24 protein-coding genes are annotated in these 26445 nt (G+C 51.7%); 6 read left to right on the forward strand and 18 right to left on the reverse strand.

Annotated features, from left to right (window positions below; translation table 11 throughout):
* Positions 1-13 precede the first annotated feature (13 nt).
* The 5 genes from H503_RS0100260 to H503_RS0100280 all read right to left on the reverse strand — a co-directional run bounded on the left by H503_RS0100260 (position 14) and on the right by H503_RS0100280 (position 5131).
* Complete coding sequence (locus tag H503_RS0100260) at positions 14-808, reverse strand: ABC transporter ATP-binding protein (protein WP_009016421.1); 795 nt, start codon at positions 806-808, stop codon at positions 14-16.
* A 2-nt stretch (positions 809-810) separates the two neighbouring features.
* Complete coding sequence (locus tag H503_RS0100265; RefSeq protein WP_009016420.1) at positions 811-1689, reverse strand: ABC transporter permease; 879 nt, start codon at positions 1687-1689, stop codon at positions 811-813.
* 100 nt (positions 1690-1789) lie between these two features.
* Positions 1790-2794 (reverse strand): ABC transporter substrate-binding protein, encoded by a 1005-nt coding sequence (locus H503_RS0100270; protein WP_009016419.1) that lies wholly within the window; start codon positions 2792-2794, stop codon positions 1790-1792.
* Between the two features lie 156 nt (positions 2795-2950).
* Complete coding sequence (locus H503_RS0100275; RefSeq protein ID WP_009016418.1) at positions 2951-4018, reverse strand: FkbM family methyltransferase; 1068 nt, start codon at positions 4016-4018, stop codon at positions 2951-2953.
* A gap of 12 nt (positions 4019-4030) precedes the next feature.
* On the reverse strand, positions 4031-5131 hold the full coding sequence (locus H503_RS0100280) for a M48 family metalloprotease (RefSeq protein WP_009016417.1): 1101 nt from the start codon (positions 5129-5131) through the stop codon (positions 4031-4033).
* Between the two features lie 164 nt (positions 5132-5295).
* Here H503_RS0100280 and thiW point away from each other — a divergent pair, with 164 nt between their 5' ends.
* From thiW to H503_RS0100305, 5 genes are all read left to right on the forward strand, one after another.
* A complete protein-coding gene (gene thiW / locus H503_RS0100285) occupies positions 5296-5787 on the forward strand; it encodes an energy coupling factor transporter S component ThiW (protein ID WP_009016159.1) in 492 nt (163 codons plus the stop codon).
* A gap of 159 nt (positions 5788-5946) precedes the next feature.
* Positions 5947-7086: an exonuclease SbcCD subunit D gene (locus tag H503_RS0100290; RefSeq protein WP_016459622.1), complete on the forward strand. Its 1140-nt coding sequence runs from the start codon at positions 5947-5949 to the stop codon at positions 7084-7086.
* On the forward strand, positions 7086-9359 hold the full coding sequence (locus tag H503_RS0100295) for an AAA family ATPase (protein ID WP_009016161.1): 2274 nt from the start codon (positions 7086-7088) through the stop codon (positions 9357-9359). Before H503_RS0100290 ends, H503_RS0100295 begins: the two co-directional genes overlap by 1 nt.
* Before the next feature lie 131 nt (positions 9360-9490).
* Positions 9491-10363: a glyoxalase III HchA gene (gene hchA, locus H503_RS0100300; RefSeq protein WP_009016162.1), complete on the forward strand. Its 873-nt coding sequence runs from the start codon at positions 9491-9493 to the stop codon at positions 10361-10363.
* A 4-nt stretch (positions 10364-10367) separates the two neighbouring features.
* Positions 10368-10757: a MarR family transcriptional regulator gene (locus H503_RS0100305; protein ID WP_009016163.1), complete on the forward strand. Its 390-nt coding sequence runs from the start codon at positions 10368-10370 to the stop codon at positions 10755-10757.
* A gap of 48 nt (positions 10758-10805) precedes the next feature.
* Here H503_RS0100305 and H503_RS0100310 read toward each other — a convergent pair whose 3' ends face one another.
* From H503_RS0100310 to H503_RS0100340, 7 genes are all read right to left on the reverse strand, one after another.
* Positions 10806-11957, reverse strand: a complete 1152-nt coding sequence (locus H503_RS0100310; protein ID WP_009016164.1) for a HAMP domain-containing sensor histidine kinase — start codon at positions 11955-11957, stop codon at positions 10806-10808.
* The gene (locus tag H503_RS0100315) at positions 11947-12651 is read right to left on the reverse strand and encodes a response regulator transcription factor (RefSeq protein ID WP_026385363.1); all 705 of its coding nucleotides are present in this window, start codon (positions 12649-12651) and stop codon (positions 11947-11949) included. The genes H503_RS0100310 and H503_RS0100315 overlap by 11 nt, the downstream gene beginning before the upstream one ends.
* A gap of 102 nt (positions 12652-12753) precedes the next feature.
* A complete protein-coding gene (locus H503_RS0100320; RefSeq protein ID WP_016459623.1) occupies positions 12754-12951 on the reverse strand; it encodes a hypothetical protein in 198 nt (65 codons plus the stop codon).
* 148 nt (positions 12952-13099) lie between these two features.
* Positions 13100-15853 (reverse strand): calcium-translocating P-type ATPase, PMCA-type, encoded by a 2754-nt coding sequence (locus H503_RS0100325; RefSeq protein ID WP_026385364.1) that lies wholly within the window; start codon positions 15851-15853, stop codon positions 13100-13102.
* 19 nt (positions 15854-15872) lie between these two features.
* Entirely contained in the window at positions 15873-17282 is a 1410-nt protein-coding gene (gene mgtE / locus H503_RS0100330) for a magnesium transporter (RefSeq protein ID WP_009016167.1), read from the reverse strand.
* Between the two features lie 85 nt (positions 17283-17367).
* Complete coding sequence (locus H503_RS0100335) at positions 17368-17697, reverse strand: hypothetical protein (RefSeq protein ID WP_009016168.1); 330 nt, start codon at positions 17695-17697, stop codon at positions 17368-17370.
* An 18-nt stretch (positions 17698-17715) separates the two neighbouring features.
* Positions 17716-18942 (reverse strand): class I SAM-dependent rRNA methyltransferase, encoded by a 1227-nt coding sequence (locus tag H503_RS0100340; RefSeq protein ID WP_009016169.1) that lies wholly within the window; start codon positions 18940-18942, stop codon positions 17716-17718.
* A gap of 244 nt (positions 18943-19186) precedes the next feature.
* Here H503_RS0100340 and H503_RS0100345 point away from each other — a divergent pair, with 244 nt between their 5' ends.
* A complete protein-coding gene (locus tag H503_RS0100345; RefSeq protein WP_026385365.1) occupies positions 19187-20536 on the forward strand; it encodes an MATE family efflux transporter in 1350 nt (449 codons plus the stop codon).
* Positions 20537-21160: 624 nt separating this feature from the next.
* Here the strand turns inward: H503_RS0100345 and H503_RS0100355 are convergent.
* The 6 genes from H503_RS0100355 to rdgB all read right to left on the reverse strand — a co-directional run bounded on the left by H503_RS0100355 (position 21161) and on the right by rdgB (position 26153).
* The gene (locus H503_RS0100355; protein ID WP_014128768.1) at positions 21161-21574 is read right to left on the reverse strand and encodes an amino acid-binding protein; all 414 of its coding nucleotides are present in this window, start codon (positions 21572-21574) and stop codon (positions 21161-21163) included.
* Positions 21575-21591: 17 nt separating this feature from the next.
* Entirely contained in the window at positions 21592-22632 is a 1041-nt protein-coding gene (locus tag H503_RS0100360; protein ID WP_009016172.1) for a 3-deoxy-7-phosphoheptulonate synthase, read from the reverse strand.
* Between the two features lie 196 nt (positions 22633-22828).
* The gene (locus tag H503_RS0100365; protein ID WP_021736389.1) at positions 22829-23650 is read right to left on the reverse strand and encodes a MetQ/NlpA family ABC transporter substrate-binding protein; all 822 of its coding nucleotides are present in this window, start codon (positions 23648-23650) and stop codon (positions 22829-22831) included.
* A gap of 107 nt (positions 23651-23757) precedes the next feature.
* On the reverse strand, positions 23758-25008 hold the full coding sequence (locus tag H503_RS0100370; protein ID WP_009016174.1) for an NAD(P)-dependent malic enzyme: 1251 nt from the start codon (positions 25006-25008) through the stop codon (positions 23758-23760).
* Positions 25009-25083: 75 nt separating this feature from the next.
* Positions 25084-25566: a metallophosphoesterase gene (locus H503_RS0100375; RefSeq protein WP_014128771.1), complete on the reverse strand. Its 483-nt coding sequence runs from the start codon at positions 25564-25566 to the stop codon at positions 25084-25086.
* Positions 25563-26153, reverse strand: a complete 591-nt coding sequence (rdgB, locus tag H503_RS0100380) for an RdgB/HAM1 family non-canonical purine NTP pyrophosphatase (RefSeq protein ID WP_014128772.1) — start codon at positions 26151-26153, stop codon at positions 25563-25565. The genes H503_RS0100375 and rdgB overlap by 4 nt, the downstream gene beginning before the upstream one ends.
* Positions 26154-26445 lie beyond the last annotated feature (292 nt).

Raw genomic sequence — 26445 nt, forward strand, 5'->3', positions numbered from 1 at the left:
TATTGATCCCAGATCAGCCCAGGATCATTCGATCATTATCAAGTTCTTCTCCCGAGGCCTTTTCAAAGAGATTCAGGAGGTCCGGGATGGTCAGCCGCTTTTTTTCTTCGCCGCCCACATCGACAACGATGCGGCCGGCATTCATCATGACGAGGCGGTTGCCAAAACGCAGGGCATCCCGCATATTGTGCGTAATCATGAGGCTTGTCAGATGGTCCCGGGCAATGACTTTTTGCGTCAGGGCAAGGACCTTTTCGGCCGTTTTTGGATCAAGGGCCGCCGTGTGCTCATCAAGAAGGAGCAATTTAGGATGGTTCATGGCGGCCATAAGGAGCGTCAGAGCTTGGCGCTGTCCGCCGGAAAGCAGTCCCACCCGAGCAGTCAGGCGGTCTTCAAGTCCTAGGTCCAGTTCCTTTAACAGTTCCCTGAAATGGGAACGTTCCTCTTCCTTAAGGGCCCAGGAGAGCCCCGGCCTTTTGCCGCGGCGGCTGGCTATGGCGAGATTTTCTTCAATCATCATGCCGGCTGCCGTACCCATCATGGGATCCTGGAAAACGCGGCCAATATAGCGGGCCCGTTGATGTTCCGGCATCTGGGTAAGCTCCACATCATCAATGGTGATGGATCCTTCATCAATGGGAAAGACACCGGCAATGGAATTTAGGAGTGTCGATTTCCCCGCACCATTGCCACCGATGATAGTGATGAAATCCCCCGTTTCCATATGGAGATCGACGCCGCGCAAAGCTTTTTTCTCATTGATGGTTCCGGGAAAAAAGGTCTTACTGATATTTTTCAGTTCCAGCATGGTCAGCCCACCTTTCTTCTCTGGACCTTATCCCGCATCATGGGCAGAGCAAGGGCAATGACGACAAGCACACTCGTAAACAGCTTGAGATCGTTGGGTGGCATTCCCATCTGGAGCACGATGGCAATGACAAAACGGTAAACGATGGATCCGAGGATAACGGAAACCAAGCTGTTCTTGAAACTCCGCGTGCCAAAGAGGACTTCCCCAATGATGACAGATGCAAGGCCGATGACGATGGTGCCTACGCCCATCCCCACATCGAAAAAGCCATTGTTCATGCCAATGAAGGCGCCAGCCATGGCGGTGAGGGCATTACTCAGGAAAAGCCCCAAAAGAAGCATGACATTGGTATCGATGCCTTGGGCGCGGATCATTTGCGGGTTAAAACCCGTGGCCCGGATGGCGGCTCCGATTTCCGTACCAAAGAACCAGTAGATCAAGGTCCCGATGACCACCGTGGCCAAGAGCCCTACGATAAAGACGGACTGGGCATAGTCAAGGCCCAAGGTTTCCATATAGGTAAACGCTGTTTCCTTTCCCAAAAGGGAAACATTGGCTTTACCCATAATACGCAGGTTGACGGAATAAAGGGCAATCATGGAAAGGATTCCTGCAAGCAGCGACGGGATGCGAAGCTTCGTGTGAAGAAGTCCCGTCACGATGCCTGCAACGCCGCCCAAAAGACCAGCGGCAAGCAGGGCCAGCAAGGGATGATGGTCCCGGATCAGGAAATAGACACAAATGGCGGCACCCAAGGGAAAGGACCCTTCGACGGTCATATCGGCAAAATCAAGGACCCGGAACGTGATGTAGACACCAAGAGCCAAGAGGGACCACAAAAGTCCTTGGGAGAGAGTGGGAATTATCAAATCAATCATAACGGATGCTGCCTCCTTTATCGCTCATAAATCAGAACGAAGCTGCAGTGCTCTTACCAGCTGCAGCTCCGTCATGGATCTTTTTTGACCCATTTTCTTCTTATTGGACAACATCGGCACCGTTACGGATGGATTCCGGGATGGTGATTCCCAGAAGTTTAGCTGCCGTATCATTGACCGTTGCCTTGACATCCTTTTGGGTTTCAATGGGCATATCCTGGGGTTTTGCTTCCCCGCGAAGCACCTTCACGGCCATCAGTCCCGTCTGGTAACCTAGTTTGTAGTAGTCGATCCCGATGGTCGCAAGAGCGCCCTTCCGGACCTCCCCCGGTTCACCGGCAATCACAGGAATCTTGGCAGCGTTGGTCACCTTTGTAAGAACCGGTACGGCCGAAGCCATGACGTTATCTGTCGGGATATAGATGACGTCGACCCCTTGGGCCACAAGGCCTTGGGCAGCCTGCTGGATATCATTGACGTTGGTTACCGTCGCTTCCTTGACGGTCAGTCCCTTTTCCCCGGCAATCTTCTTCATGATGGAAACTTGGAGCTGGGAATTGACTTCGCTGGAGCAGTACATGACACCGACCGTCTTGGCCTTGGGCAGGAGGGTCTTTAAGAGGTCAACCTGCTTATCAATAGGGTTCATGTCCGTCGTGCCCGAAACATTGGTCCCCGGCTTTGCGTTATCCTTGACGAGCTTGGCTTCTTTGTAATCCGTAATGGCCGTTCCTAAAATAGGGATGGTCTTTGTTGCATTAGCTACGGTTTGGGCAGCCGGCGTTGCAATGGCACAGATCAGGTCCACTTTGTTGTTGACAAAACGCTGGGCAATGGTCTGCAGATTGGATTGGTCAGCCTGGGCATTTTGCTGGTCCACTTCAAGATTCTGCCCTTCTTTGTAGCCATTGGCTGCAAGGGCATCGATAAAGCCTTTATTGGCAGCATCAAGGGCATCGTGGGTCACGAGCTGGACAACGCCAATCTTGGCACTGTCTTTTTGGGCTGGTGCGGACCCCTTATCGCCCCCACATCCTGCCGTAAGGCCCAAAACAGCAACGGCAAGGAGGATCAAGCCTTTTTTTGCATTGGTCAAGTTTTTCATACTTCCCATCCTTCTTTCCTTCTTTTCTACTGTGGTCAGTCAAGTTCCATAATGAACTGCTGTATTTGGTAATCATACCATATTCCGTCTTAGGGTACAACAGAATGATTCCTTTTAGAGAAGAATATAAGAAAAACTGCTTCATTTTGTTAACTTTTATATAGTGCAGAAGAAATTGATTTCCCAGCACGGCACATAAGGGTGGCGGCGGAGATAGATACGATACTCCGGTACCAGCTGCCAAATGGATAGGGGCAGGCGCCACAGGTCATCATCATGATGGTAGCCAGCAATGAGCATCTTGGGATGCCACGTATGGATGCTTTCCGCACCACCCAAAAGGGCCTCTTTTTCCGCGCCTTCCACATCCATCTTGATATAGGTGACGCGCTCCTTCCCCACGATTTCATCAAGGCTTACCCCTTCCGTGACGGTTTTTCCCGTCTGCGCAAGATAGGACATCCTGCCGCCCTTGGCAGCGAGCGGCAAAGAGGTCATCCCGCTCCAAATAGCCTTTTGATGGAGGGCGCATTTGCGAATCTGCTGGGATTCCACAAAGATCCGCAGTTTCTTAAAGTTCTTCGGGTCCGGCTCTACGGCATCCAGATGCTCATATTGACCATCCGTAAGGGCAAGGAACTCCCGCAGTGTATCGCCGTTATAGGCGCCAAGATCCACATAGCGTTCCCGGTCGGACCAGGAAAAAAGGGTCAAAAGATCGTCCCACCGCCGTGAGACCCCTTCCAGATAGGTCAGTTTCCCGCTGAGTTTATAGTCAAGGATATCGCAAAAAACACGGCGGCTCTTGCTGTCGGCAAGGCGTTCATAGACAGCTTCCAGTTCCGTTTCATGGGCAAGGAGCCAAGCCGGCGAGACCACTGATTCATCGCCAAATAAAGGCAGATGGGGTGCGTAGGTCTCATGCTGACGGCTGATGGCAAAAAAGCGGGCAAGGATCTCAGGCCGCTCGCTAGCAAAGGCAATGAGCACGATGGCGTCCGGATAGGCCGCGTGAACCTTGGCGTAGGTCAAGACGGGAAACCCCCGGAAAACCTGCCCCCGGACAAATTCATCGCTGGCAAAGACGGCATTGACGGGAATATCCAATCGGTCCAAGCGATCAAGAATGGCATCCGCCCCATTTCCCATGCCATAAAGGACGATGGGACGCGTCTGCTTTTTCAGGTACTGCCAAAGGGTTTCATGTTCTCGTAAAGGCACCATGGTGAGTCCTCCTTAGGCTGCTTTTTTAAGAGGCGGATGGATACTGACTGCTTTTTGCGCCTTTTGCCGATCAGCCGCAGCTGCCGCCCATTTCTGGAGCTGTTCCGTAATGCGCATCGCTCCATCACTGAGGCTTTCTCCCAGCGCGCGGTCACTGTCATAAAAACGCAGGATGCGGATATCCTCATAATAGATATCACTTGAGCGGTCGCTGTCAATGGAAATGAAATGAGTCCCGTCCACAGGGCCTCTCTTTTCGACCAGATACAGGGCCCCTGCCATGAGGCGGGCCCGATAAAGGGGCTTATCATAGCCATTGGCTTTGCTGAATGTATAGGAAAACGCCCCATCAGATACAGTGGCACTGCCATCTGCATTTTCCGTTACTTTTTCCGGCAGATGAAGGGCGTCCACCTCTTTGAGGGCAGCTTTAAGACGGGCTTCCGGTTCTGGATGGGATGAATAAAGACCATACTCGGGATTGCCATAATCCTTGGCAAGGTCTTCGAGTTTTGCCATCGTAACGGCAGCACCATAGGGATTGAAGCCAGCTTCTTTCACAAGACGGAAGCCCTCCTGATCGGCTTCCCGCTCATCTCCCCGACTGTAGCTTGCCATGAGGGCCGAACTGACCGTGGAAGCAAGGGCCAGTCCTGCGCCAGGATCCCCGCTGGCCGCGCCAGCAAGGATGGTAAGAAGGGACAGGGCCATCTGTTTTTCAATCTGATGGACGGTATGGCGCTTTTCAATGTGGCCAATTTCATGGCCCAAGACAGCGGCAAGCTCATCATCACTGGTCATGGTATCCACAAGGCCCTTATAGACATAGATGAAGCCGCCGGGACAAGCAAGAGCATTGACGTCCTGTGTATTGAGGACTTTGAAGGTATAGGGAATCTGCCGCGTCGAATGAGCGGCAAGGGCTTTTCCGATGCGGTCGATGCGGCTTGCCACTTCATCATCCTGATAGAGTCCATATTGGGCTTCCAGGGCTTTTCCCGCCCTTTCCCCCATTTCAATTTCCTGTTTTTCACTGATCATAGCCGCTTGGGCCGTCGGGACAAAAGAAAGTCCAAAAACAAGGCAAAAAAGAAGCAGGATCTTTTTCATCATCGAGGTGTCCTTTCCTAGGTTCTTCCCCTATTATACACGACGAAAGGGCAAGCGTCATGATTTGTCCTTTTTTCTTCACAAACCGGGCCGGGCCCCTTTTTTTGCCTCCCAAAGTAGGCTATACTAAGGAAAGCAGTTCCATTCCATAAAAAGAGGTCATGACCATGAAATCCTTTTGTCTTACCTTATCCGCGTTTTTTGTTGCCTTGGGAACCCTTACGGCGGGTCTTTTCTATATCCCCGTCGGCGTCAGCAAATGCTTTCCCATGCAGAGCCTTATCAACTGCCTGGCTGGTGTCCTGATAGGTCCCAAGAAAGCCGCTATTGTGGCCTTTCTCATTGCCCTTTTGCGCAATCTATTGGGGACCGGCTCCCTTCTGGCTTTTCCAGGAAGCATCGTCGGGGCGTACCTTGCAGGAATGTTCTTTACCCGCACAAAAAAAGAGGGAGCTTCCCTTCTGGGTGAAATGATCGGTACGGGTCTTGTTGCCGCGCTCATCGCCTCGTTCATGAGTACCTACCTCATGGGAAAGACCGTACCCTTTTACTTTTTTGTCATTCCCTTTGGCATGAGTGCCTTAGGCGGTGCCCTGCTAGCGGGACTCATCATGAAGTCACCCCTGATGACGGCCGTAAAAAAAAGATTAGAAAAATGAGCTTGGGCCCTAGAATAACGACCCGGACAAGCGGCTGCCGTTCCTTTTTATTGATGAAACCATAAAACCACAACAGACGAAGAAAGGGCTTCGAAGAGATGATTGGCTCATTTTTTCACAGCCCTTTTCTTTTTTCCATGTACAGAAAGGATGGGTATCATGCGTTTTCTCCACACATCGGACTGGCATCTGGGGCGCATCTTTCATGGCCTTCATCTCCTTGAGGACCAGATGGCGGTCCTTGGCGAGCTTATGAGCATCATCAGGGAGGAAAAGATCGATGCCCTCTTCATTGCAGGCGATATCTATGACCGCTCCGTCCCGCCCACGGAAGCCGTACGCGCCCTTGATGAAATCCTCGTCCAACTCATCCTTGGAGAAAAGATCCCGACCGTCATCATTGCAGGCAATCATGACAACCCTGACCGGCTTAATTTTGGCAGGGCCCTGTTTGCGTCGGAAAACCTCTTTATCACAGGGCCTGCAAGTGCCAAGCCAAAACCGGTCATCCTTTCCGACAAAACAGGTCCCATCTACGTGGCCCCGCTTCCCTACTGCGAGCCCCTTACGGCAACGGAGCTTTCGGGGGATAAAAAGACCACCCACGAAGCTGCCCTTTCCTGGCAGATTGCAGGGATTCTTTCGGAAATCCCGCAGAAGTCACGCAAGATTGCCCTGTCCCATACTTTTGTCACGGGGGCGCAAGTCACCCCTGACTCGGAGCGGCCCCTTGCTGCCGGTGGCTCCAGTTCGGTTGCCCTTTCCTTATATGACGCTTTCCACTATACAGCCCTGGGCCATCTCCATGCCCAGCAGCGCCTGTCAGACCGGGCCTTTTACTGCGGGTCCCTCATGAAATATTCCTTTTCTGAAGTAAGCCAGAAAAAAGGGGTCATCATCGTCGACATGGACGCAGCAGGAAATGTCACGACAACCCCGCTTGTACTCACGCCCCCTCATGAGCTCTCTGTCCTCAAGGGGCGCTTTGAGGACCTTTTGACTCATCCCCGTCTGGAAGAAAGGGAGAATTACCTTAAGATCGTCCTCACGGACAGTACGCCTGTCCTTGACCCCAAAAGCCGCCTGGAAGCCGTCTATCCCCATATCCTGCAGCTGGGGTATGAAGGACTTTCCAAAGAAAAGAAAGAAGATCCGGCTAGGCAGCGCAAGAACCTTACGGAAGTAGAACTTTTTGAACACTTTTTTGAAACCATTCAGAAACGGTCTATGGATGACAGGGAACAAAGCCTCCTTGCCGAGGTCCTTGACGAAACACGACGCGAAGGGAGGAACGCCTGATGAAACCAAGACGACTCATGATGCAGGCCTTTGGGCCCTATGCGGACAAGGAAACCATTGATTTTACAGTCCTTAAGAATCATCAGCTCTTTCTTATCACCGGTCCCACGGGAAGTGGCAAGACGACCATCCTTGATGCCATGACCTTTGCCCTTTATGGAACCGCCAGCGGCGACCTGCGGGAAAACCGCTCCTTACGGAGCGACTATGCGTCCCCCAAAGTAAAAACCGAGGTCCAGCTTGTTTTTACGAACCAGGATCGCACCTATGAGGTGACAAGGACGCCGGAACAGGAACTTGTAAAACAGCGCGGCGAAGGAACGCGGAGCGTTCCTGCCGGAGCTTGCCTTGTTGAAATCGATGATAAGGGGGAACGCACGCTCCTTGCGTCAAGCTACGGCGCCGTCACAAGGGAAGTAGAAGCCATCTTAGGCTTCAAGGCGGCCCAGTTCCGTCAGCTCATGGTCCTTCCCCAAGGTGAATTCCGCCGTTTCCTCATGGCCGATTCCAAAGAGCGCCGCATCATCTTGGAGACCCTCTTCAAGACCCAAGCCTACCGAAAACTGGAAGAAGCCCTCGACGCGCGGGCAAAGGCCCTCAAAAAAGACTACGAAGAAACAGCCGCCCAAAAGACTCATCTGCTGGAACAGGCCCAAACCGCGTCCCTGGAAGAACTGGTCCAGGTGCTCAGCGAAAATAAGCGCCTATTGAAGGAAAAGGAAAAAGAAGCCGCAAAAGCCAATGCCGTCCTTAAAAAAGCGACAGCAGCCCTTGAAGGGGCAAAAAAGCAGCAGGTCCTCTTTGCCTCCTACGAAGCGGTCTGTGCGCGCCGCAAAGCCCTTGAAAAAAAAGAAGGGTCCATCGAAAGTCTGAAAAAGAAGCTGAAACTCCTTGATGAAGCACAAAAACTCCACGCCCCTTATGACAGGGCCTGGCAAAGCCTCAATCGGGCGCGTCAGGCGGAAGCTCTCGAAAAAGAAGCGGAAAAGGACCATGGGCGCGCCCTTTTAGAAGTCACGGCTCGTTCCCAAAAAGCAGCAGGCACCAATACGGCCCTGCTCCAAGAAGAAGTAGCCCGGGCGCGGGAAGAACTGGCCCGCATGAGGGCAGTTTCAGGCGAAATGGTCCGCCTTGCTGGAAGTCTTGAAAAGGGGAAACCATGCCCCGTCTGCGGCTCCCTCACCCATCCCCATCCAGCTACCCAGACCCAGGAAGAAAAGGCCCGTCTGCAAAAAGAGCAGCACGATCTTGAAGAAAAAATCGCGGCCCTGAAAAAAGAACAAGACGCCCTTGAAAAGGCCCAAGGTGCGCTGAAAAAAGCAGCCGGCAGCCTGGAAACGGCAAAGCGTTCCGCAAGGGAAGCCCATCAAGCGCTCAATCAGGACAAAGAGTCCTTCAAAAAGGCTCTTGAAGCCTCTTCTTTCCCCGATCAGCCCGCCTTTCTTGCCGCCCATCATGACCTTGCCCAAAAAGAGGCCATGCAAGAAGAAGTGACCCGTTTTGAAGCGCAGAAAGCCAGCACGGAAGGGGAACTGAAGATCCTTCAGAACGAAATCAGAGGGAAGGAAAAACCCCTGTTGGCGCCATTTGAAGAAAAGGAAAAGGCAGCCCGCAGCTATTATGAAGCCCTGGCAACACAACGAGGTGCCCTTGGCGAGCGCATCGCCCGCGAGGAAAAGGAAAGGGATGCCCTGAAAAGCCTTGAAGAAAAAATTGCAAAACTCCAGGACGACTATGGTCCTATCGGCCTTCTTGCGGCCACAGCAAAGGGGCAAAACAGCGAGAACCTGTCCTTTTCTGCCTACGTTCTCCAATCCATCCTCGACGCTGTTCTCAAGGCAGCCAACCTGCGCCTTTCGTCCATCAGTGAAGGCCGTTATACCCTCTATCGCCGGGAAGGCATATACGATGCCCGGAAGGAGCAGGGACTCGACCTGGAAATCCTTGACGCGTACACGGGACAGGCACGGTCCGTCCATACCCTGTCAGGCGGGGAAAGCTTCTTCACCTCCCTTTCCCTTGCCCTTGGTCTTTCAGATGTCCTTGAGTCCTATGCCGGGGGGCTTCATCTGGATACCATCCTGGTCGATGAAGGCTTTGGTTCCCTTGATCCGGAAACCCTAGACAAAGCCATGAACACGCTCATGGACCTCCAGAAAGGGGGCCGCCTTGTCGGCATCATTTCCCACGTGGCAGAGCTCAAGGAACGGATTCCCGCCCAGCTCATCGTCACGGGCGGGGTTATGGGGTCCCATGCTTCATTCCGGGTCTAGCCCGTTTCATGGGGGTGGGGAAAGACCCCCTCTCCCCCTTTTTTCTTGACAAAAGGACAATGATTCGGTATTATTTATTTGCGTGTGCAAGCAATTTAAAAATTCATTCATTGTTAAAGGAGAAATTTCTTATGACCACTGAACTCAGTAAGCTTCCAGTTCCTGACCGGGCAGAACGCAATGCCTTTTTCCCTTCCGAATACTCCCTGAGCGTCTATACAAGCAAGGTCACCGATTTCAAGGGATACGGCGGCATCACCCCCTATGAAGGGCCCACCAAAAAAATCCTTGTTGTCGCAAGTGATGAACGCTACGTCCTTACGAAAAAGGATAATTTCTTTTCCACGGGGAACCATCCTGTTGAGACCCTGCTCCCCATGATGCATCTCGCCCATGCGGGTTTTGAAATCGAGGTAGCTACGCTCTCCGGAAATCCGGTCAAATTGGAGCAATGGGCCATGCCGACAGAAGACAAGGCTGTCATGGGCTACTATGACAGCATCCTGCCAAAGTTCAAGGAACCTAAACGCCTGTCTGACATCATTGGCGAAGTAACAAAACCTGAGAGCTGCTATGTCGGAGCCTTCTTTCCAGGCGGCCATGCAGCCCTTGTAGGACTACCGTTCAGCCTCGACGTCAAACGCGTCCTTTTGTGGGCCATGAAGGAAAACAAGGTCCTGATTTCCCTCTGCCATGGACCGGCGGCCTTTCTTGCTGCGGCCATTGATGAAAAACCGGAAGATTATCTCTTCAAAGGGTTTGATATGGAAGTCTTCCCCGATGCCCTTGACGAAGGGGCCAACCAGGACATTGGCTACATGCCGGGGTGCCTCCGCTGGCTTCTTGCCGCAAGCCTCGAAAAGCTTGGGGTCCATCTCCTCAATTCCGACATTACAGGGGCCGTCCATGTGGACCGCAATGTAATCACCGGTGACAGTCCCCTTGCTGCCAATAAGCTCGGTCTTGTGGCAGCAAAAGAGCTGGTCATCCGCATGAAGGCATAAAGCTATGGCAACGTTAGCAGATTGGCTTAGCTTCCGCTGCCGCCATGAAGAAATCAAGAAAGCCCTTGAAAAAACCCTTCTTGAGTGTGAGCACAGTGTAAGCCTCAACGAATTCTACACCCTCTACTTTTTAAGTAAAAGTGAGGATAAGGCCCTTGCCATCCAGGACCTTTCCCAGAAAGTCGGACTCAGTCCCAGCGCCACAAGCCGCATGCTCCAGCAGTTTGAGCACTCCTGCGGCGTCATTATGCGCACCACCTGTAAGACAGATAAGCGGTCCACCTTCATCCATCTGACGCCTCTTGGGACAAAACGTCTTGCCATTTTCCTAAAGGCCATTGACCCCGTTCTTAAGCGCTACGATGCGGACCTTACAGCCCTCAAAAAATCATGATTCAAAGGGCCCTGCCGGGAATCATCTCTTGGCAGGGCCCTTTTACTGCTAGTTTTGAATTGTAGGGTGTGCGTTGTCAGTTGTTACGGGGAGGGTAAAGAAGAAGCTTGTCCCTTCCCCCACCTTGCTTTCGGCCCAGAGTTTTCCGCCATGGCTTTGGACTAGCTGACGGGCCAGGGCAAGGCCGATGCCGCTGCCGCCGCTCTGGCGGTTCCTCGAGGTTTCACCGCGGTAGAAATACTGGAAAAGGTGCAGCAGCTTATCGGGCGGAACGCCGTCCCCCGTATCCCGGATTTCCGTAAGGAGATAGGCGTTTTTCCCATCCATCTGGCTAACTGCGGAAATAAAGAGGGCGCGCCCCTGTGGGACATAACGCACAGCGTTGCCCAATAAGTTATAGATGACCTGGTTCATGCGGTCCCGGTCAAACAGAAGATCCGGAAGAGAATCTTCAAGGGACAGGGTCACGGACAGCTTTTTTTCTTCAAAAAGGGGTGCCATCATGGCGACGGCTTTTTTGATGAGCACGACTAGGTCTCCTTTTTCCTTATGGAGCTCCAGTTGCCCCACTTCGGCAAGGGATAGGTCCCGCAGGTTCTGGATCAGGCGCCCCATGCGCAGGGCTTCGTCTTCCATGGAAAGAAGACGTTTCTTGTCAAGGGGAAACACATCGTCAATCATGCCTTCAAGATTGCTGCTGATGATAGCAAGGGGGGTCCGCAGTTCATGCGCCATATTTGCAAAAAGCTGCCGTCTTCCTTTTTCCGCTTCATCGAGGGCGCGGGCCATTTCATTGAAAGTCTCCGTAAGAAGCCCGACTTCGTCATAAAAATAAACCGGAACGTGCTGGTCATAGCGGCCTTTCTTGATGGATCGAGCCGCCTGCGTAAGGTCCTTAAGAGGACGCAGGGCTTCCCGCACCATGAGAAAGCAGATCAAGGCACTTAACAGGGCCATGCCAAAGCCCAGCCAAAAAAGGCTGCTATGGACGGAAGACAGATAGACAGTTTCAGCCGGTCCATGCATCATGCCGTGCATGCCTCTTGCTTGCCCCATCATATGGGATGAATTATATAGGTATTGGGAAAAATGGGCATCCATCTGGAACTTTGTAAGAAACATCATGGCCCCAATGGTCACAAGGAGCAAGACAAGGACCATGACGGTCAAACGAAAAGCAAGGCTGTTTTTATGCTTCATGGTTCGCTCCCTGGAATTTATAGCCAACTCCGTAAACGGTCACAATATAGATTGGTTGGGACGGATCCGGTTCCAGCTTCTTTCTGAGGTTCCGGATATGGGTATCAATGGTCCGTTCCGCACCTTCGTAATAGGCGCCGCCCATGGCCTTTTCCAAGAGCTGCATGCGGTTAAAGACACGATCCGGTGCAGAGGCAAGGATATCAAGCAGGCTGAATTCCGTTGGGGTAAGGGAAATCCACGCCTTTTTCCGGCGTACTTCAAAACGTTCCTTATCAATGAATAGGTCCCGGATCTCGTAGGAAACGACCTGGCTGAGGACTTCCCCGCGGCGGCGCCGGAGAAAGCTTTTTACGCGGGCAATCAGTTCCCGTACATGAAAAGGTTTTACCACATAATCATCAGCCCCCAAATGGAGCCCAACGAGCCGGTCGGCTTCATCGTCCTTGGCAGAAAGGAAAATGATAGGAATATCTGTAAATTGCCGCGCCCTGCGGCAGACTTCAAAGCCATCGATTCCGGGCATCATGATGTCAAGGACCATGATATCGGGATGATCTTCCTTGAGGCGCTTGAGGGCTTCCCCCCCATCGCGGGCCAGATAGACAGTAAACTGCTCGTCCTTGAAATAGGAAAGAAGGACGCTGAGAAGCTTCTCATCATCATCAGCAATGAGTATGGAATTTGCAGGCATCGTGCCACCTCCTTCAGTGCCTGTAATGATAGCATAGGATGGAAAAAAAGAAAATGACCCTTCCCTCGTAAGCCTAGAGAGAAGGGTCGATTCCCAAAGGGATCAGTTGTTATTTTGGTTCTGGTACTGCCAGCCCGGGCAGCCGCCATAGTTTCCATTGCCACCACGATACCCACCCCAACAATAGGGAGCGCGATCAGTCTGCGCCGTGTTGTTAGACGCTGGGCTTTCTGCAGCAAGGACACTGTAGGTCGGAATGGCAAATAGGGTCAAGAGGGCCAGAATCATAATTTTTTTCATCGCTTCCATCTCCTTTCTGCTTCTCCTATATTGTAGCAGATGTCCTTGATCAAGGGGTGGAGAAAATGTGAAGATAATGTCAAGATGGATCAATCAAAAGAAAGGGCCATGAAAAAACGACGTCCTCATTTTCCCATGGCCCCCGGCCTTAATGATTTTGGGCAATAACCTTAAAGAGCGTCCCCACAACGAGGATGGACAAAGAAAGAAGAAGGACAGTCCCCCACTCCCCTAAGGTAAGCGGTACGACTCGCAGTACGCGGCCGCCTACATAGGTCATGATGACCTGAATGACGATGATCATGGCATTGATTTCGATGAAGCCCCGATTCTTTGTGAGGTGATCGAAAAGATTGACAGAATCAACACGCACATTGAACGCGTTCATGACGGCAAGGAACACATAGGTGCAGAAAAATCCCGTATAAAGGGGCAGTGCTTCTGCATGGGGCCGGAAAAGATCCTTCAAGGGCCCCCACAAGAACAGCATCAGACTGAGAAGAGTCGTGTAAGCCCCGCCCAGGATGATCTTCGTCAGCATGGACGAGCTGACAATGGGCGCACTCCGCTCCTTTGGTGCTTCCTCCAAATACCGGTCAAGGGCAGGCTCGCCGCCAAAAGCAAGGGCTGCCAAGGTATCCATGATGAGGTTGATCCACAGGATCTGGATGATGGTCAGCGGCTTTTCAATTCCTAAGAAAGGCGCCAGCAGGTTGATGGCTACAGCCGAGAAATTGATGCTCAGTTGGAAGACAATGAAGCGGCAGATGGAGTTGTAAATGGTCCGTCCGTAAAGAATGGCCTGCTTGATGGATAAGAAGTTATCATCAAGGATCACAATATCGCCGGCTTCCTTGGCAACTTCCGTGCCGCTGCCCATGGCAAAGCCCACATCGGCTTTTTTAAGGGCCGGCGAATCGTTGACACCGTCTCCGGTCATCCCCACGACAAGTCCCATTTCCTGCCCAATCCGGACAAGGCGGGATTTATCCATCGGAAGAGCTCGGGCCACAACACGTAGATGGCGAAGGGATTCCCGCACCTGTTGGTCAGAAAGGCGGGAAAGATCATCACTGGTCCAGACAATATCGGTATCTTCCTTCAGAATGCCTGCATCGCGGGCAATGGCCATGGCCGTTTCCCGGCGGTCACCGGTAATCATGACAACCTGGACACCGGCGCGTTGGACTTCCTTGATGGCCTTTACGGCTTCTGGGCGGACATCATCACGGATACCGACGATGCCGACAAGAATCAGCCCGTTTTGAGGGACCTTTTCACCGGCAATCGCCCCTTCACGGATGAAAAGTCCCAACATGCGGATGGAGTCCTTGGCATAGCCCACCATGGTTTCATCAAGGGACTTTTTCATGTCCCCCGTAAGGACGGCTTTCTTTCCTTCTGCGTCAAGGTACTGGTCAGCGGCGGGAAGGAGTTTTTCCGGAGCCCCTTTGACAAGGCACAGATCATAGGTCCCCGTCACATGGGCCCAGGAATATTTATTGGTACTGTTAAAAGGTACAAAATGGGTCCGTGTCACACCAAGATCCGTCTTATAGCCTTCCATATAAGCGCTCAGGGCCGTTTCCGTCATGTTCCCGCCAATGATCTTGCCCTCTTCGTTCACAGCAGCTGACGTATTGATGACACAGTTGGCATAAGTGGCCTTGCGGAGCATTTCCGGAAGAGCCGTAAATTCTGTGTAGACCGTGCCATCGCCGGCAAGAAACGTGACAACAGTCAGTTTTCCCTTGGTAATGGTTCCTGTCTTATCTGTAAAAAGCAGGTTCAGGCTGCCCGCCGTTTCGATTCCTACAAGTTTGCGGACAAGGACATTATCCCTGAGCATCTTGCGCATGTTGAGGCTCGAAACAAGGGCGACCATAAGGGGAAGCCCTTCAGGAACGGCCATGACGATGATGATGACACCGAGGATGACGGCCTGAACCAGATCCTGGACGAGGGCGCCGCCGCTTGTGAGGTACGCGCCAAGACTCGGGGCCTGCAGCATCTTATGGATCATGACGGCAAGGGCAATGAAGACCCCGCCCAGATACCCGATGCGGCTGATGACGGCAGCCAGGATGCGCAGTTTGTGCTTGAGCGGGGTTTCCCGTTCATTGTCCTTGAGTTCCTGTGTCAGTTTTCCATAAACGGACAGATCCCCAATGCAGTCAGCCCGCATAATGCCTTCACCCTCAAGGACGACGGAACCGCGGTAGACGGCATAGGTCTGGAGAAAATCGACTTTTTCCGGGTCAAGGATAAGGGAAGGATTCCCCGGAATCTTAGGAGCTTCTTCACTTTCCCCGTTGAGGACGGACTGGTCCACCTTGAGGGTGCCGGCGAGCATGACCCCATCGGCAGGGACCTTATCACCCGCCTGGAGGATGATGGCGTCTCCCTTTACGATATCGGCAATGCCTACTTCCTGGGGCTCCCCATCCCGATAGACCTTGCAGAAAATCCGAGAGGCTTCTTCCTGGAGTTTCTGAAAGGCGTTTTCGTTGGCATATTCCGAATAGGTGCTGACAAGAGTCGCCAGAAGGATGGCAAGAAAGATTCCCACCGTTTCCAGCCAGTCTCCATGTCCCGTATAGACAAAGATGATATTGATGACAAGGGCGGCCGTGAGGATCCGGATCATGGGATCTTTGAGGTTAGCGGCAAACTTTTGCCAGAATGTCTCCTTGGGAGGACGGGACAGTTCATTGCGTCCATACTGGGCACGCGAGGCTTCTGCTTCCTGAGTGGTCAGACCATACTTTTGCGACAAGGCAGCATCGCTCCTTTCTTTATATTGTTTGATTATATCATGTTTCAAGGAATAACGGGGAAATTCAGAAAAAGAGTTTACAAATTCTATACAAAAACGAAAAGGCCGATGGATAAATCGTTCCATCGGTCTTAGCAAAGGATTCCTACCGGATGAGGTAAGGCAGGGAGATCTTGGCAAGTCCCAAGAAGATGAAGAAGCCGCACACATCCGTAAAGGTCGTGATGAAAATGCTCGAGGCAACAGCGGGATCGGCATGACAGGCTTTAAGGACCACTGGGATGACAAAGCCAACAAAAGCCGCAATCATCATGTTGGCCACCATGGCCACAAGGATGATGACGCCCAAATAAGGATTGCCATACATGTAGGAAACAACAAAGGCCGCAAGGATGCCACAGACCATACCATTCATAAAGCCCACGAAAATGCTTTTCAGGATGCGTTTTTCATTGCCATGAAGCTTGATGTCCCCAATGGCAATGCCGCGAATGACCACAGCCAGGGTCTGGGTAGCCGCGTTTCCGCCCATACCGGCTACAATGGGCATGGAAGCGGCAAGGGCCACGACTTGAGAAATGGTATCTTCAAACATGGAAACCGTGGCGGACGCCAAAAAGGCCGTCACGAGATTGACAAGGAGCCAGGGCAGCCGCATATGGACCGATTCCAGGGCAGAACTGTCCACATCTTCTTCCTTGTTGACACCGCCCAATTTGAGCATGTCTTCCGTATTTTCTTCTTCAATGACATCGATGATATCATCAACGGTGATGATGCCGATGATGCCCATCCGTTTATTGACAACCGGAATGGCGTGCAGGTCGTATTTTGAGACGAGTCTGGCAACGTCTTCCTGGTCCGTTTCCGGTTCAACGGAAATGACATTGTCTTCCATGATGTCCTGCAGGGTATCATAGTTTTGGGCAACAAGCAGTTCCCGCAGTGAAACGGTTCCAACGAGCTGTTTCTTCTCGTTGGTAATATAAAGGATATTGATTTCTTCCGTTTTGGGGGCGATTTCCTTAACTTTTTCCAGCGCCTGGCTCACCGTCAGTGTATTGCGCATGGAAATGAATTCCGTCGTCATGATCCCTCCGGCGCTCGTTTCCGAGTAACCGAGGAGGTTCCTGATGACCGTTTGGTCACCGCTTTTCATGAGCTTCAACAGTTCCTTACGGCGGTTGACGGGCATATTGCCCAGGATATCGACGATATCGTCCTTTGACATGAACTGGAAGACAGCGAGGATGCGGTCCAGGTCAAGGAGCTTCATGATCCGTATCTGCAGATCCTCTTCTGCCTGTTCCACGATTTCGGCCAGCTGCTCAGCCGTGACCAAACTGTTTAAAAAGAGGATGTCGCTGTCAGAGACCTCTTCAAGGGCAATGGCAACGTCTATAGGGTGGGCTTCCTCCAATAAGGTTGTTACCGCGTCACGATCCTTGCGGTCAAGGGCTGTCGTAAGGTCGTTTTCCACTTGCTCTTCCAAAAGTTCCTGATTGGCTTCATTCTGAGCCGCGACTTCTGAACCCATTTCTTCATGCTTCTCCATCCCTGAAGTGCCTCCCTTTCCTCGGTATTCTGCTGGGAAAATGTCTTTCCCTCTGCCGTCCAGTACGGCTTTCCCCTAGGGGATCTCAGCGTTTTCCTAGAACCACGGTATCTGACACGAGCCACCCCACGGCCCCGTCAAAGCGAATGACAAGATTATAGGTCTTACCTTCGGTTTCATTGCGGCTCTGATTGATGGGCACAAAAAGCGTGCCTTTAGGATAATACCCCATCACGAGGGCGTCCTTGTTAGGTTCGGCAAGGAGTACGGCATTATCCTGGGTCGTCATCATGACAATGCGGGACTGGTGGTAGCGCTGCTCCGTTGTCAGTGCCGCTGCTTCAAGCCGGGGAAGGAATGTGCTTCCCATGACGGTAAAAAGTGCAGTAAGCGCCATGATCATACGTTGTTTCATCGCGTTTTTCCTTCTTTCCTAGACAACCTGAAATAGGTAGAATTTAAGATAGTCCGTTTCGGGCACATTATACAAAATAGGATGATCCGGGGCCTGTTGACGGGCCTCGATTTGGCGCAGGCTCACCTGGGCATCGTGGGCCGCTTCATGAAGCATCTTCACAAAAAGGGCATCTTCCATGAAGTGAGAACACGAACAGGTTGCCAGATACCCACCTCGAGGCAAGAGTTTCATGGCCTTGAGGTTGATTTCCTTATAACCGCGGAACGCACTGCGCACAGTGGAACTTGACTTCGTAAAGGCCGGCGGATCAAGGATGATGAAATCATAGGGAGCATGGCCCTGCGCCTTGAGTTCCGTCAATAGCTCAAAGACATTGGCTTCCCGGGTCGTTACGACATCCACCAAATGATTCCGTAGGATATTTTGCTGGGCCGTCTTCAGGGCCTCACCGGAAATATCGACAGCCGTTACAGAAGCGGCGCCGCCGCGGGCTGCATTCAGGGCGAAAGCCCCTGTATGGGTAAAACAGTCAAGGACATGCTTACCTTTGGCAATACGGGCTACGGCCTGACGGTTATATTTTTGGTCAAGGAAAAATCCAGTTTTCTGTCCATTGACCACGTCAACCATATAGGAAAGGCCATTTTCAACAATGATGGGCATCAGGTCAGCTTCCGTCAGTTCATTTTCCGGAATCTGGGCAATTCCCTTCTTTTCGCTCATACCTTCCAGCTCACGGATCTTGACATCATTGCGTTCATAGACACCTTTGACGCGCTCGCCCATTTCCCGCAGCACGCGCAGGAGAAGGGAAAAGATCTGGTTTTTATGGCGTTCCATCCCAAGGGACAGGACCTGGGCGACAAGGACGTCGTCAAAGCGGTCCACCGTCAACCCAGGAAAGCCATCGGCTTCGCCAAAGATCAGGCGGCAGCAGGCAAAATCCGCACCGGGCATAACGGTCTTGCGATAGTCCACGGCATACCGAACGCGGCGCTCAAAAAAGGCCTCGTCAAAGCGGTCATTGGCATTATAGGAAAGGAGGCGGACCCTGATCTTGGAATGGTCATTGTAAAAACCTGTGCCGATGTATTTGCCTTTTTCACTGACAACATCGACAAGACTGCCATTTTCCGGTTTCTCCGATTCCTTGAGGACTTCTCCCTCAAAGACCCACGGATGACCCATACGGGCCCGATTTTCGCCTTTTTTGGTGATTGTAATCTGAATGAAATTGCGCATGGCTTTCTATCCTTCGTTTTTCTTGAATTACTTCCTTATTGTAACATATGAATCGGAGGGATTAAATAAAAATCTCGTAAAAACATGGCCCCATAAAAGAAAAGACTGTCCCTGCCCGCTTTGAAAAGTTCCCTGAATCTAAGGAAAAAAGAAAGCGTCCCTCCATTTGCAGTCACGTGGACATATCAGATATAATAGAAGAATGATTCTGTATTTTTTACGTTAAAGGCAGGCGATTCCCGCAATGGCTCAAGCAAAAACAATGACAAAAGATATGACCCAGGGCAGCATTCCCAAACTGCTTCTTGAATTTGCCCTCCCCTTGATGGTGGGCAACATCTTTCAAATGCTCTACAATACGGTTGACTCCATTGTAGTGGGAAACTTCGTCGGGACAAACGCCCTGGCAGCCGTCAGCTCCACAACGATGGTCACAAATATGTCGGTCTTCTTCTTTAATGGATTTTCCATCGGAGCCACCGTCATCATCGGGAAATATTTTGGTGCCGGCGACCATAAAAAGCTCCACCGTGCCGTAGAAACGACCATGGCAGCGACCTTTTTGCTCTGCCTGCTGTTTACGGCCTTCTTTCTTTCTGCCAATGATTTTATGCTCCGCTTCATGAAAACACCACCCGACATTTTTGGGGAAGCCTCCCTGTATCTGAGAATCTACTTTGCCGGTGTGACAGGCCTGCTCCTTTATAACATGGGAAGCGGCGTTCTCCGCGCCGTGGGAGATACGAAACGACCCCTTTATTTCCTGGTCCTCACAAGCGTCCTCAACATCATCTTGGATCTTATTTTCGTGCTCCAGTTCCATATGGGCATTGCCGGCGTTGCCTATGCAACCATTCTTGCCCAATTCATTTCGGCCGCGGCGACCATGGCGGTCCTTATCCGTACGGATGACATCTACTGTTTCCGTCTTGGGGACCTCTGCCTTGATTGGGGCATTCTTAAGGAAATTTTCTGTGTAGGCCTTCCCGCCGCCATTCAAAGCGTCATCACCTCTTTTTCCAACATTTTTGTCCAGTCCTATATCAACTTTTTTGGTCCCACCACCATGGCCGGATGGGGCTGCTACAACAAGATTGACCAGTTCGTCATGCTCCCCGTCCAGTCCATGGCCATGGCCTCCACCACCTTTGTGGCTCAAAACGTCGGTGCCCAAAAAGACAAGAGAGCCGATGAAGGCACCGTTTCTTCCATTATCCTGAGTCTTGGCATCGTTGGCGTCATAACAACTCTTCTCGTGCTCTTTGCCGATACGGCCCTGCGCCTTTTTACAAGCGACGAAGGCGTAATCCTGTCGGGAGTCGATTTTATCCACGTGAACCTCTTTTTCATGCTCTTTAACTGCGTGAACCAGGTCCTTGCCGGCGCCCTCCGCGGCCGCGGGGATTCAGTTGCGCCAATGGTCATCATGCTCTTTTCCTTTGTCCTCATCCGCCAGATTTACCTTTTTGTCATGAGCCGCTTTATCAGCAATACGCCTCTTACCATGGGTTTTGGCTACCCCGTGGGCTGGATGACCTGCTGCCTTCTTGAAGTGGCTTACTTCTATTTGTTCTGGAAACATCGGCCGCGGTAAGGGGCCTTTTTTTTCTTTATTTTACTCAGCCCAAAAAACAAGCTGATTTGATGAAGTACGTATGTCCATTGCTTTGAGAAAGATTAATCTGAAGCAATGGGCTCATGGCCTCTCGTACAACAGTGCCCTTCACGGTTGGGGATAGCTATCGCCTGGGCGCTTTCTTTCCTAACCTTCCCTTTTTTTAGTCGCTGCAGAAATCGCGCCGAGTAAATGCAGTTACTTGCCATCCTTGCTTGAGAAATGATTCTTTTGAGAGCAAGGATGGCATGACGATTCGCAAGAAATTACCTACCACAATCTCATATTAAAGTCGCCCGAAAGATGCCTTCGGCGAGCAAGCCACTTCTTGAAATTTTTTCGGATGATCCAGGAAACCTTTTTCGCCTACGGCCCATATCGATCCATCTGCATTGTCAAACGCGGCAGGCTTCCTAGAAGTACCCAAATCTTGTACGACGTCATCAGCCTGCTTCGCGTTTTTCCTAGCATCCGGGCCAATCTGGAACCATATTTGAAAATGGTAAATGGAAAAAGGCAACGGCCTTGAAGGGTAAGGCCCAACAAAAAGCAGGCTGGAAAGAAAGGCAGCCTCCTTTCTTTCCAACCTGCTTTTACTTTTACTTAGAAGCGGTCTACCAGTTTATAGCCCTTCCCCATGAGGAACGTTTCCGTTTCTGCTTCATCGGTCTGCATCACCACAATAGGATTCGATGTCTTGCGGTCAAAGGAGATATAAAGATAGCGGATATTGACATTGGCCTGGTTGAGGCTGTCTAAGATCTTGTTCAAGGTTCCAGGGGCATCAGAGGCCATATCGACAGCAATGACAAAATCAATGCGGCACTGATAGCCGGCCTTGGTAAGCAGGTCCTTGGCCTTATTCGCATCATCTACGATGATGCGAACAATGCCAAATTCCGCACTGTCTGTTGCCAACATGGTATAGATATTGATCCTACCTTTTGCCAATTCGTCCGTCATCCTGCCCAAGGCACCCTTGGCATTGGCGGCAAAAATAGAGATTTGTTTCAGCATGAATATACGCTCCCCTCTCAGCCTTGGACGCGGCCGGCCAGTTCCTTGATGAGGGCTTCCGTCTTTTCCCAGCCCAGGCAGGGATCGGTGATGGATTTCCCGTAGACACCTTCTTCAATGGACTGACTGCCATCTTCCAAATAGCTTTCAATCATGATTCCTTTGACCAGCTTTCGAAGATCCGGATTCATATGGCGGCTGTATAGAACATCATTTGCAATGCGAACCTGTTCCAGGTATTTTTTCCCTGAATTGGCATGGTTGGCATCGATAATGACCGCTGGATGGGAAAGGCCCCGCTTTCCATAGGATTCATGGAGACGGACCAGGTCTTCGTAATGATAGTTGGGCAGACTCCGGCCAAACTGGTCCACATAGCCGCGCAGGATAGCGTGAGCGAGCGGATTGCCCTTGGTCCGCACTTCCCAGCCTCGGAAAAGGAACTGCTGCTCATGCTGGGCCGCCGCAATGGAATTGAGCATAACGGAGATGTCTCCACTGGTAGGATTCTTCATCCCCACAGGAATGCCCACACCGCTTGCAATCATGCGATGCAGCTGATCTTCGACAGAACGGGCCCCAATGGCAGCATAGGAAATCAGGTCCGACAGATAGCGATGATTTTCCGGGTAAAGGATTTCCTCGGCACAAGTAAAGCCCGTTTCCCGAATAACCCGTTCATGCATCTTGCGGCAGGCAAGAATCCCCTTGAGCATGTCCTCCCCACCGTGGGGATCGGGCTGATGAAGCATACCTTTATAGCCAACACCAATGGTGCGCGGTTTATTGGTATAGACGCGGGGAATGAGGAAAAGCGTCTCCTTGACTTCTTCTTGGACGCGGGCAAGGCGCGTGCAGTACTCGGTGACCGCGTCTTCGTTATCAGCAGAACAAGGTCCAATGATGAGAAGGAACCGGGCATCCTTTCCTGTCAGGATGTCCCGGATTTCCTGATCCCGACGCGTTTTGATCTGATAAAGGCCCGGATCCACAGGGTGCTCCATTTTAAGCTCCTGAGGTGACGGCAATTTACGGATGAACTCCATTTCAAGTTCCATAGAAAGCCTCCCTGAAAAAAGTTGGACGTATTATACCATATCTATGAAAAAGATTCATGAATCTGTCCCTAAGAGGTTGTTGTCCCCCACTTTCCGACCCGAGAATGTAACCATTGTTCCAAAAAAGTCACCCCCACTGCGGAAAGGTTCCGCAATGAGGGTTCACTCTTTTATACGATAAGGCCTCCACTCGGTCTTAGAAAGCCGGGATCACAGCGCCTTTATACTTTTCTTCAATGAATTTCTTGACTTCCGGGCTCGTCAAGGCTTTTTTCAGGGCCTGAATTTCCTTGCGGTTTTCATCGCCCTTTCGAACGGCGACGATATTGGCGTAAGGTGAATCCTTCGGTTCGATGAATAGGGCATCCTTCGTCGGATTCAGCTTAGCTTCCATTGCGAAGTTGGAATTGATGACGGCAAGGTCCACATCATCCAAGGTGCGGGGCAGCATCGCAGCTTCTGCTTCGGTGATCTTGAGGTTCTTCGGATTTTCCACGATATCCCCGACCGTTGCCGAAATGCCGACGCCATCCTTTAGTTTGATGAGGCCTGCTTTAGCAAGGATATTGAGGGCACGGCCGCCGTTGGTCGGATCATTCGGGATTGCGACTTTGGCCCCGTCGGGAACGCTCTTGATGTCTTTCAGTTTCTTGGAATAGACCCCCATCGGTTCGATATGAACGGCAACAAGGTTCACCAGGTCAAGCTTACGGTCAGCAGCAAACTTCTTCAGATAGGGTTCATGCTGGAAGAAGTTGGCGTCAATTTCCTTGTCGTTCAAGCTGAGGTTCGGCTTGACGTAATCCGTAAATTCAATAATCTGGAGATCGATGCCATCCTTGGCAAGGAGCGGTTTGATCTCATTTAGGATTTCCGCGTGCGGAACCGGCGTGGCACCGACTTTCAGCACGACTTTCTTGTCACTGCTTTGGGCTGCTTCTTTCTTTTCACCGCTGCATCCGGCAACAAGTGCGCCGAGGGCGAGGAGGCCAGCGAGGGCCCAAACTGTTTTCTTCATTGTCATCAACATCCTTTCAGTGGTCCCCGTCTGGGGCTTTGTCTGCATTATGATGTGATTATACCGTTATGCATGAAAAGGCACAAATACATATAAGTTATGTCTTGTTATGCATTCCAGTTATGGAGAACTCGTTCAGCCGCTTCCTTCTCGATATCCTGCACTTCCCGTTTCAGGCGGGCAATGCCCGCACTCATGGCCACTTTTGCCACAGCGCCGGCAATAGCCGGTACAATACGGCGGTCAAACGCTCCGGGGACAACGTAGTCCTCGCGCAGTTCATCCTCAGGAATGAGGCCGGCAATGGCACGAACGGCAGCCACCTTCATCTCTTCCGTAATGGCAGAGGCGCGGACAGCGAGGGCCCCGCGGAAAATACCAGGGAAGACGCAGACATTATTGACTTGGTTCGGAGCATCGCTGCGGCCCGTTCCCGCCACAAGTACGCCGGCAGCTTTGGCTTCTTCATAGGTCGTTTCAGGAACGGGATTTGCAAGGGCGAAGACAACCGCCTTGGGAGCCATACTTTCCATGATATCCTTCGTGAAAAGACGCGGTCCCGATACACCGATAAGGACATCCGCACCCTTGGCGGCCCCGGCAAGGTTTCCTTTATAGTGGGCCTTATTGGTGACGCTTGCCAGATACTTTGTTGCCATGTCCATGTCCCCGGGACGGCCCTCGTAGACCGCACCGTCAATATCGATCATCGTCAGGTCTGTTACGCCCAAGCGATAGAGCAGTTTGCCAATGGCAGAACCTGCGGCGCCGCAGCCGTTCACCACAACCTTGACCTTTGTAATGTCCTTTTTGGCAAAGCGCAAGGCGCCAAGGACGGCAGCGCAGGCAATGATGGCGGTTCCGTGCTGGTCATCATGGAAAACCGGGATGGAGCAGCGTTTGATGAGTTCATTTTCAATCCAGTAGCATTTTGGTGAAGCAATGTCTTCCAAGTTGATGCCGCCAAAAGAAGGCTGGAGTTTTGTGACAATGTTCACAAATTCTTCCGGATCTTTGGTATCGATACAGATGGGGATAGAATCAATATCGCCAAATTTCTTATAAAGGACGGACTTGCCTTCCATGACAGGCATGGCCGCCTCCGGACCGATGTCCCCCAGCCCCAGGACACGGGTGCCATCACTGATGACGGCGACCATATTGCCCCGACAGGTGTACTCAAAGGAAAGGTCAGGGTTTTCCTTGATCTTGCGGCACGGCTCGGCAACGCCCGGCGTATAGGCAAGGGCAAGGTCATGGCCATTTTCAAGGGGCGCCTTGCAGCGCACTTCCAGCTTCCCATGGAATTTCTTGTGAAGCGCCAGGGCTTCGGCATTGATTTTTTCCGTATCTGCCATAAGGGATTCCTCCTTTTCCAAGAGGCCTAGGGCCTTTTACAGCGAAAGGACCCAAGGTCCTTTCTGGTTCAGTAGTTATTTGGCGAGTTCCCGCACTTCAAAGAAGGGGGCTCTGCCCTTTTCGAGGGTTAAGATACCATAGGTCGGCACATCGCCCCGCGGTTTGGCTGCACTGCCGGGGTTGATGACAAGGATTCCGTCAATCACTTCATTGACAGGTGTGTGAATATGGCCAAAGACAACAACCTGGGCGTTTTTTTCCTGTCCCCAGTAAATGAGATTGTCCCAGCGGGAACGGGATACATAGCGGTTGCCATGCACCATGGCAAGAGTCGTTCCTTCAAGTTTTGTGACAAGTTCCACAGGACCCCGGTCCTCATAGACGTCGCAGTTGCCGCAGACAGCATAGACAGGTACGCCGGTCTTTGCTTCCAGATAAGGTGCGTCCTGACTGTAATCACCGGCATGAAGCCAGAGATCGACCTTTCCCGCATCAAGGATGACGCGGTCCATGGCCTTTTTGACGCCATGGGTATCACTGATGACTCCAATCCTCATTTCATCTTTCTCCATTGGCTGACAAGTTTTTTTGCCGCTTTAGCGCGGTGACTGATGCCGTTTTTTTCTTCCATAGTAGCTTCTCCCAACGGTTTATGGAGCTCCGTCGACCAAAAAAGCGGATCGTAGCCAAAGCCATTGGTGCCATGGGGCTCATGGAGCAGGATACCATCACAGATGCCGCTTGATTCAACGACAATCTTGCCTTCGGGACTTGCAACGGCAAGGGCACAGAAAAAACGGCAGTTGCGACGAACCTGCATCTTCATGTTAGCAAGGAGGAGTTCGTTGTTTTCCTCGTCCGTGGCCTCTTCGCCTGCATACCGGGCAGAACGGACACCGGGTGCACCCTTGAGGCTTAGGACCTCAAGTCCGGAATCATCAGCCAGGCACATCCGGCCTGTTGCTTTGGCGTAGTATGTAGCCTTCAGGCGTGCATTGGCGGCAAAAGTCTTCCCTGTTTCTTCCGGTTCGGGGATATCCGGGAAATCATTGAGACAGCAAAAATCAAGTCCCAAGGCTTCAAGAAGAACCTTGAATTCTTCCATCTTGCCTTGGTTATGGGTCGCAATAACGACTTGTTGCATGTATGGTTCACCCACTTTCTATACGTTATATTGTAACTGGTTTTGGGGGGATTGACAACAAATTAAGAAGGAGGGGAAGAAAGGGTGTCCGCTGGTACGCTTTTTCAATAATGTTGACTCAGCCCCAGAAAGTGGGCTGGGTTGAGGCAGTGTGTAAGGCCTTTGCGTAAAGAAAAGGCCTTGAGCAGACTCAAAGGCGCGGCGCCAAACTGCCCTCACCTTTCCCTTTTTATTTGGCGCACAAAATGCGCCGAGTCAAAAGAAAGGGGCCGAGTAAAAAACAAAGCCCCCG

It is taken from the genome of Acidaminococcus intestini DSM 21505 (assembly GCF_000425045.1).
Classification (GTDB): domain Bacteria; phylum Bacillota; class Negativicutes; order Acidaminococcales; family Acidaminococcaceae; genus Acidaminococcus; species Acidaminococcus intestini.

What these genes read in the sequence shown, in the direction of transcription:
- H503_RS0100375 (WP_014128771.1), bottom strand. Translation starts at nt 25,566, where the DNA reads ATGAGGATTGGAGTCATCAGTGATACCCATGGCGTCAAAAAGGCCATG.
- H503_RS0100365 (WP_021736389.1), bottom strand. Translation starts at nt 23,650, where the DNA reads ATGAAGAAAACAGTTTGGGCCCTCGCTGGCCTCCTCGCCCTCGGCGCA.
- H503_RS0100275 (WP_009016418.1), bottom strand. Translation starts at nt 4,018, where the DNA reads ATGGTGCCTTTACGAGAACATGAAACCCTTTGGCAGTACCTGAAAAAG.
- H503_RS0100315 (WP_026385363.1), bottom strand. Translation starts at nt 12,651, where the DNA reads ATGCCTGCAAATTCCATACTCATTGCTGATGATGATGAGAAGCTTCTC.
- H503_RS0100305 (WP_009016163.1), top strand. Translation starts at nt 10,368, where the DNA reads ATGGCAACGTTAGCAGATTGGCTTAGCTTCCGCTGCCGCCATGAAGAA.
- H503_RS0100370 (WP_009016174.1), bottom strand. Translation starts at nt 25,008, where the DNA reads ATGGCAGATACGGAAAAAATCAATGCCGAAGCCCTGGCGCTTCACAAG.
- H503_RS0100345 (WP_026385365.1), top strand. Translation starts at nt 19,187, where the DNA reads ATGGCTCAAGCAAAAACAATGACAAAAGATATGACCCAGGGCAGCATT.
- H503_RS0100325 (WP_026385364.1), bottom strand. Translation starts at nt 15,853, where the DNA reads ATGGAACGATTTATCCATCGGCCTTTTCGTTTTTGTATAGAATTTGTA.
- H503_RS0100270 (WP_009016419.1), bottom strand. Translation starts at nt 2,794, where the DNA reads ATGAAAAACTTGACCAATGCAAAAAAAGGCTTGATCCTCCTTGCCGTT.
- mgtE (WP_009016167.1), bottom strand. Translation starts at nt 17,282, where the DNA reads ATGGAGAAGCATGAAGAAATGGGTTCAGAAGTCGCGGCTCAGAATGAA.
- thiW (WP_009016159.1), top strand. Translation starts at nt 5,296, where the DNA reads ATGAAATCCTTTTGTCTTACCTTATCCGCGTTTTTTGTTGCCTTGGGA.
- rdgB (WP_014128772.1), bottom strand. Translation starts at nt 26,153, where the DNA reads ATGCAACAAGTCGTTATTGCGACCCATAACCAAGGCAAGATGGAAGAA.
- H503_RS0100335 (WP_009016168.1), bottom strand. Translation starts at nt 17,697, where the DNA reads ATGAAACAACGTATGATCATGGCGCTTACTGCACTTTTTACCGTCATG.
- H503_RS0100360 (WP_009016172.1), bottom strand. Translation starts at nt 22,632, where the DNA reads ATGGAACTTGAAATGGAGTTCATCCGTAAATTGCCGTCACCTCAGGAG.
- H503_RS0100265 (WP_009016420.1), bottom strand. Translation starts at nt 1,689, where the DNA reads ATGATTGATTTGATAATTCCCACTCTCTCCCAAGGACTTTTGTGGTCC.
- H503_RS0100310 (WP_009016164.1), bottom strand. Translation starts at nt 11,957, where the DNA reads ATGAAGCATAAAAACAGCCTTGCTTTTCGTTTGACCGTCATGGTCCTT.
- H503_RS0100340 (WP_009016169.1), bottom strand. Translation starts at nt 18,942, where the DNA reads ATGCGCAATTTCATTCAGATTACAATCACCAAAAAAGGCGAAAATCGG.
- H503_RS0100320 (WP_016459623.1), bottom strand. Translation starts at nt 12,951, where the DNA reads ATGAAAAAAATTATGATTCTGGCCCTCTTGACCCTATTTGCCATTCCG.
- H503_RS0100260 (WP_009016421.1), bottom strand. Translation starts at nt 808, where the DNA reads ATGCTGGAACTGAAAAATATCAGTAAGACCTTTTTTCCCGGAACCATC.
- H503_RS0100295 (WP_009016161.1), top strand. Translation starts at nt 7,086, where the DNA reads ATGAAACCAAGACGACTCATGATGCAGGCCTTTGGGCCCTATGCGGAC.
- H503_RS0100355 (WP_014128768.1), bottom strand. Translation starts at nt 21,574, where the DNA reads ATGCTGAAACAAATCTCTATTTTTGCCGCCAATGCCAAGGGTGCCTTG.
- H503_RS0100280 (WP_009016417.1), bottom strand. Translation starts at nt 5,131, where the DNA reads ATGATGAAAAAGATCCTGCTTCTTTTTTGCCTTGTTTTTGGACTTTCT.
- H503_RS0100290 (WP_016459622.1), top strand. Translation starts at nt 5,947, where the DNA reads ATGCGTTTTCTCCACACATCGGACTGGCATCTGGGGCGCATCTTTCAT.
- hchA (WP_009016162.1), top strand. Translation starts at nt 9,491, where the DNA reads ATGACCACTGAACTCAGTAAGCTTCCAGTTCCTGACCGGGCAGAACGC.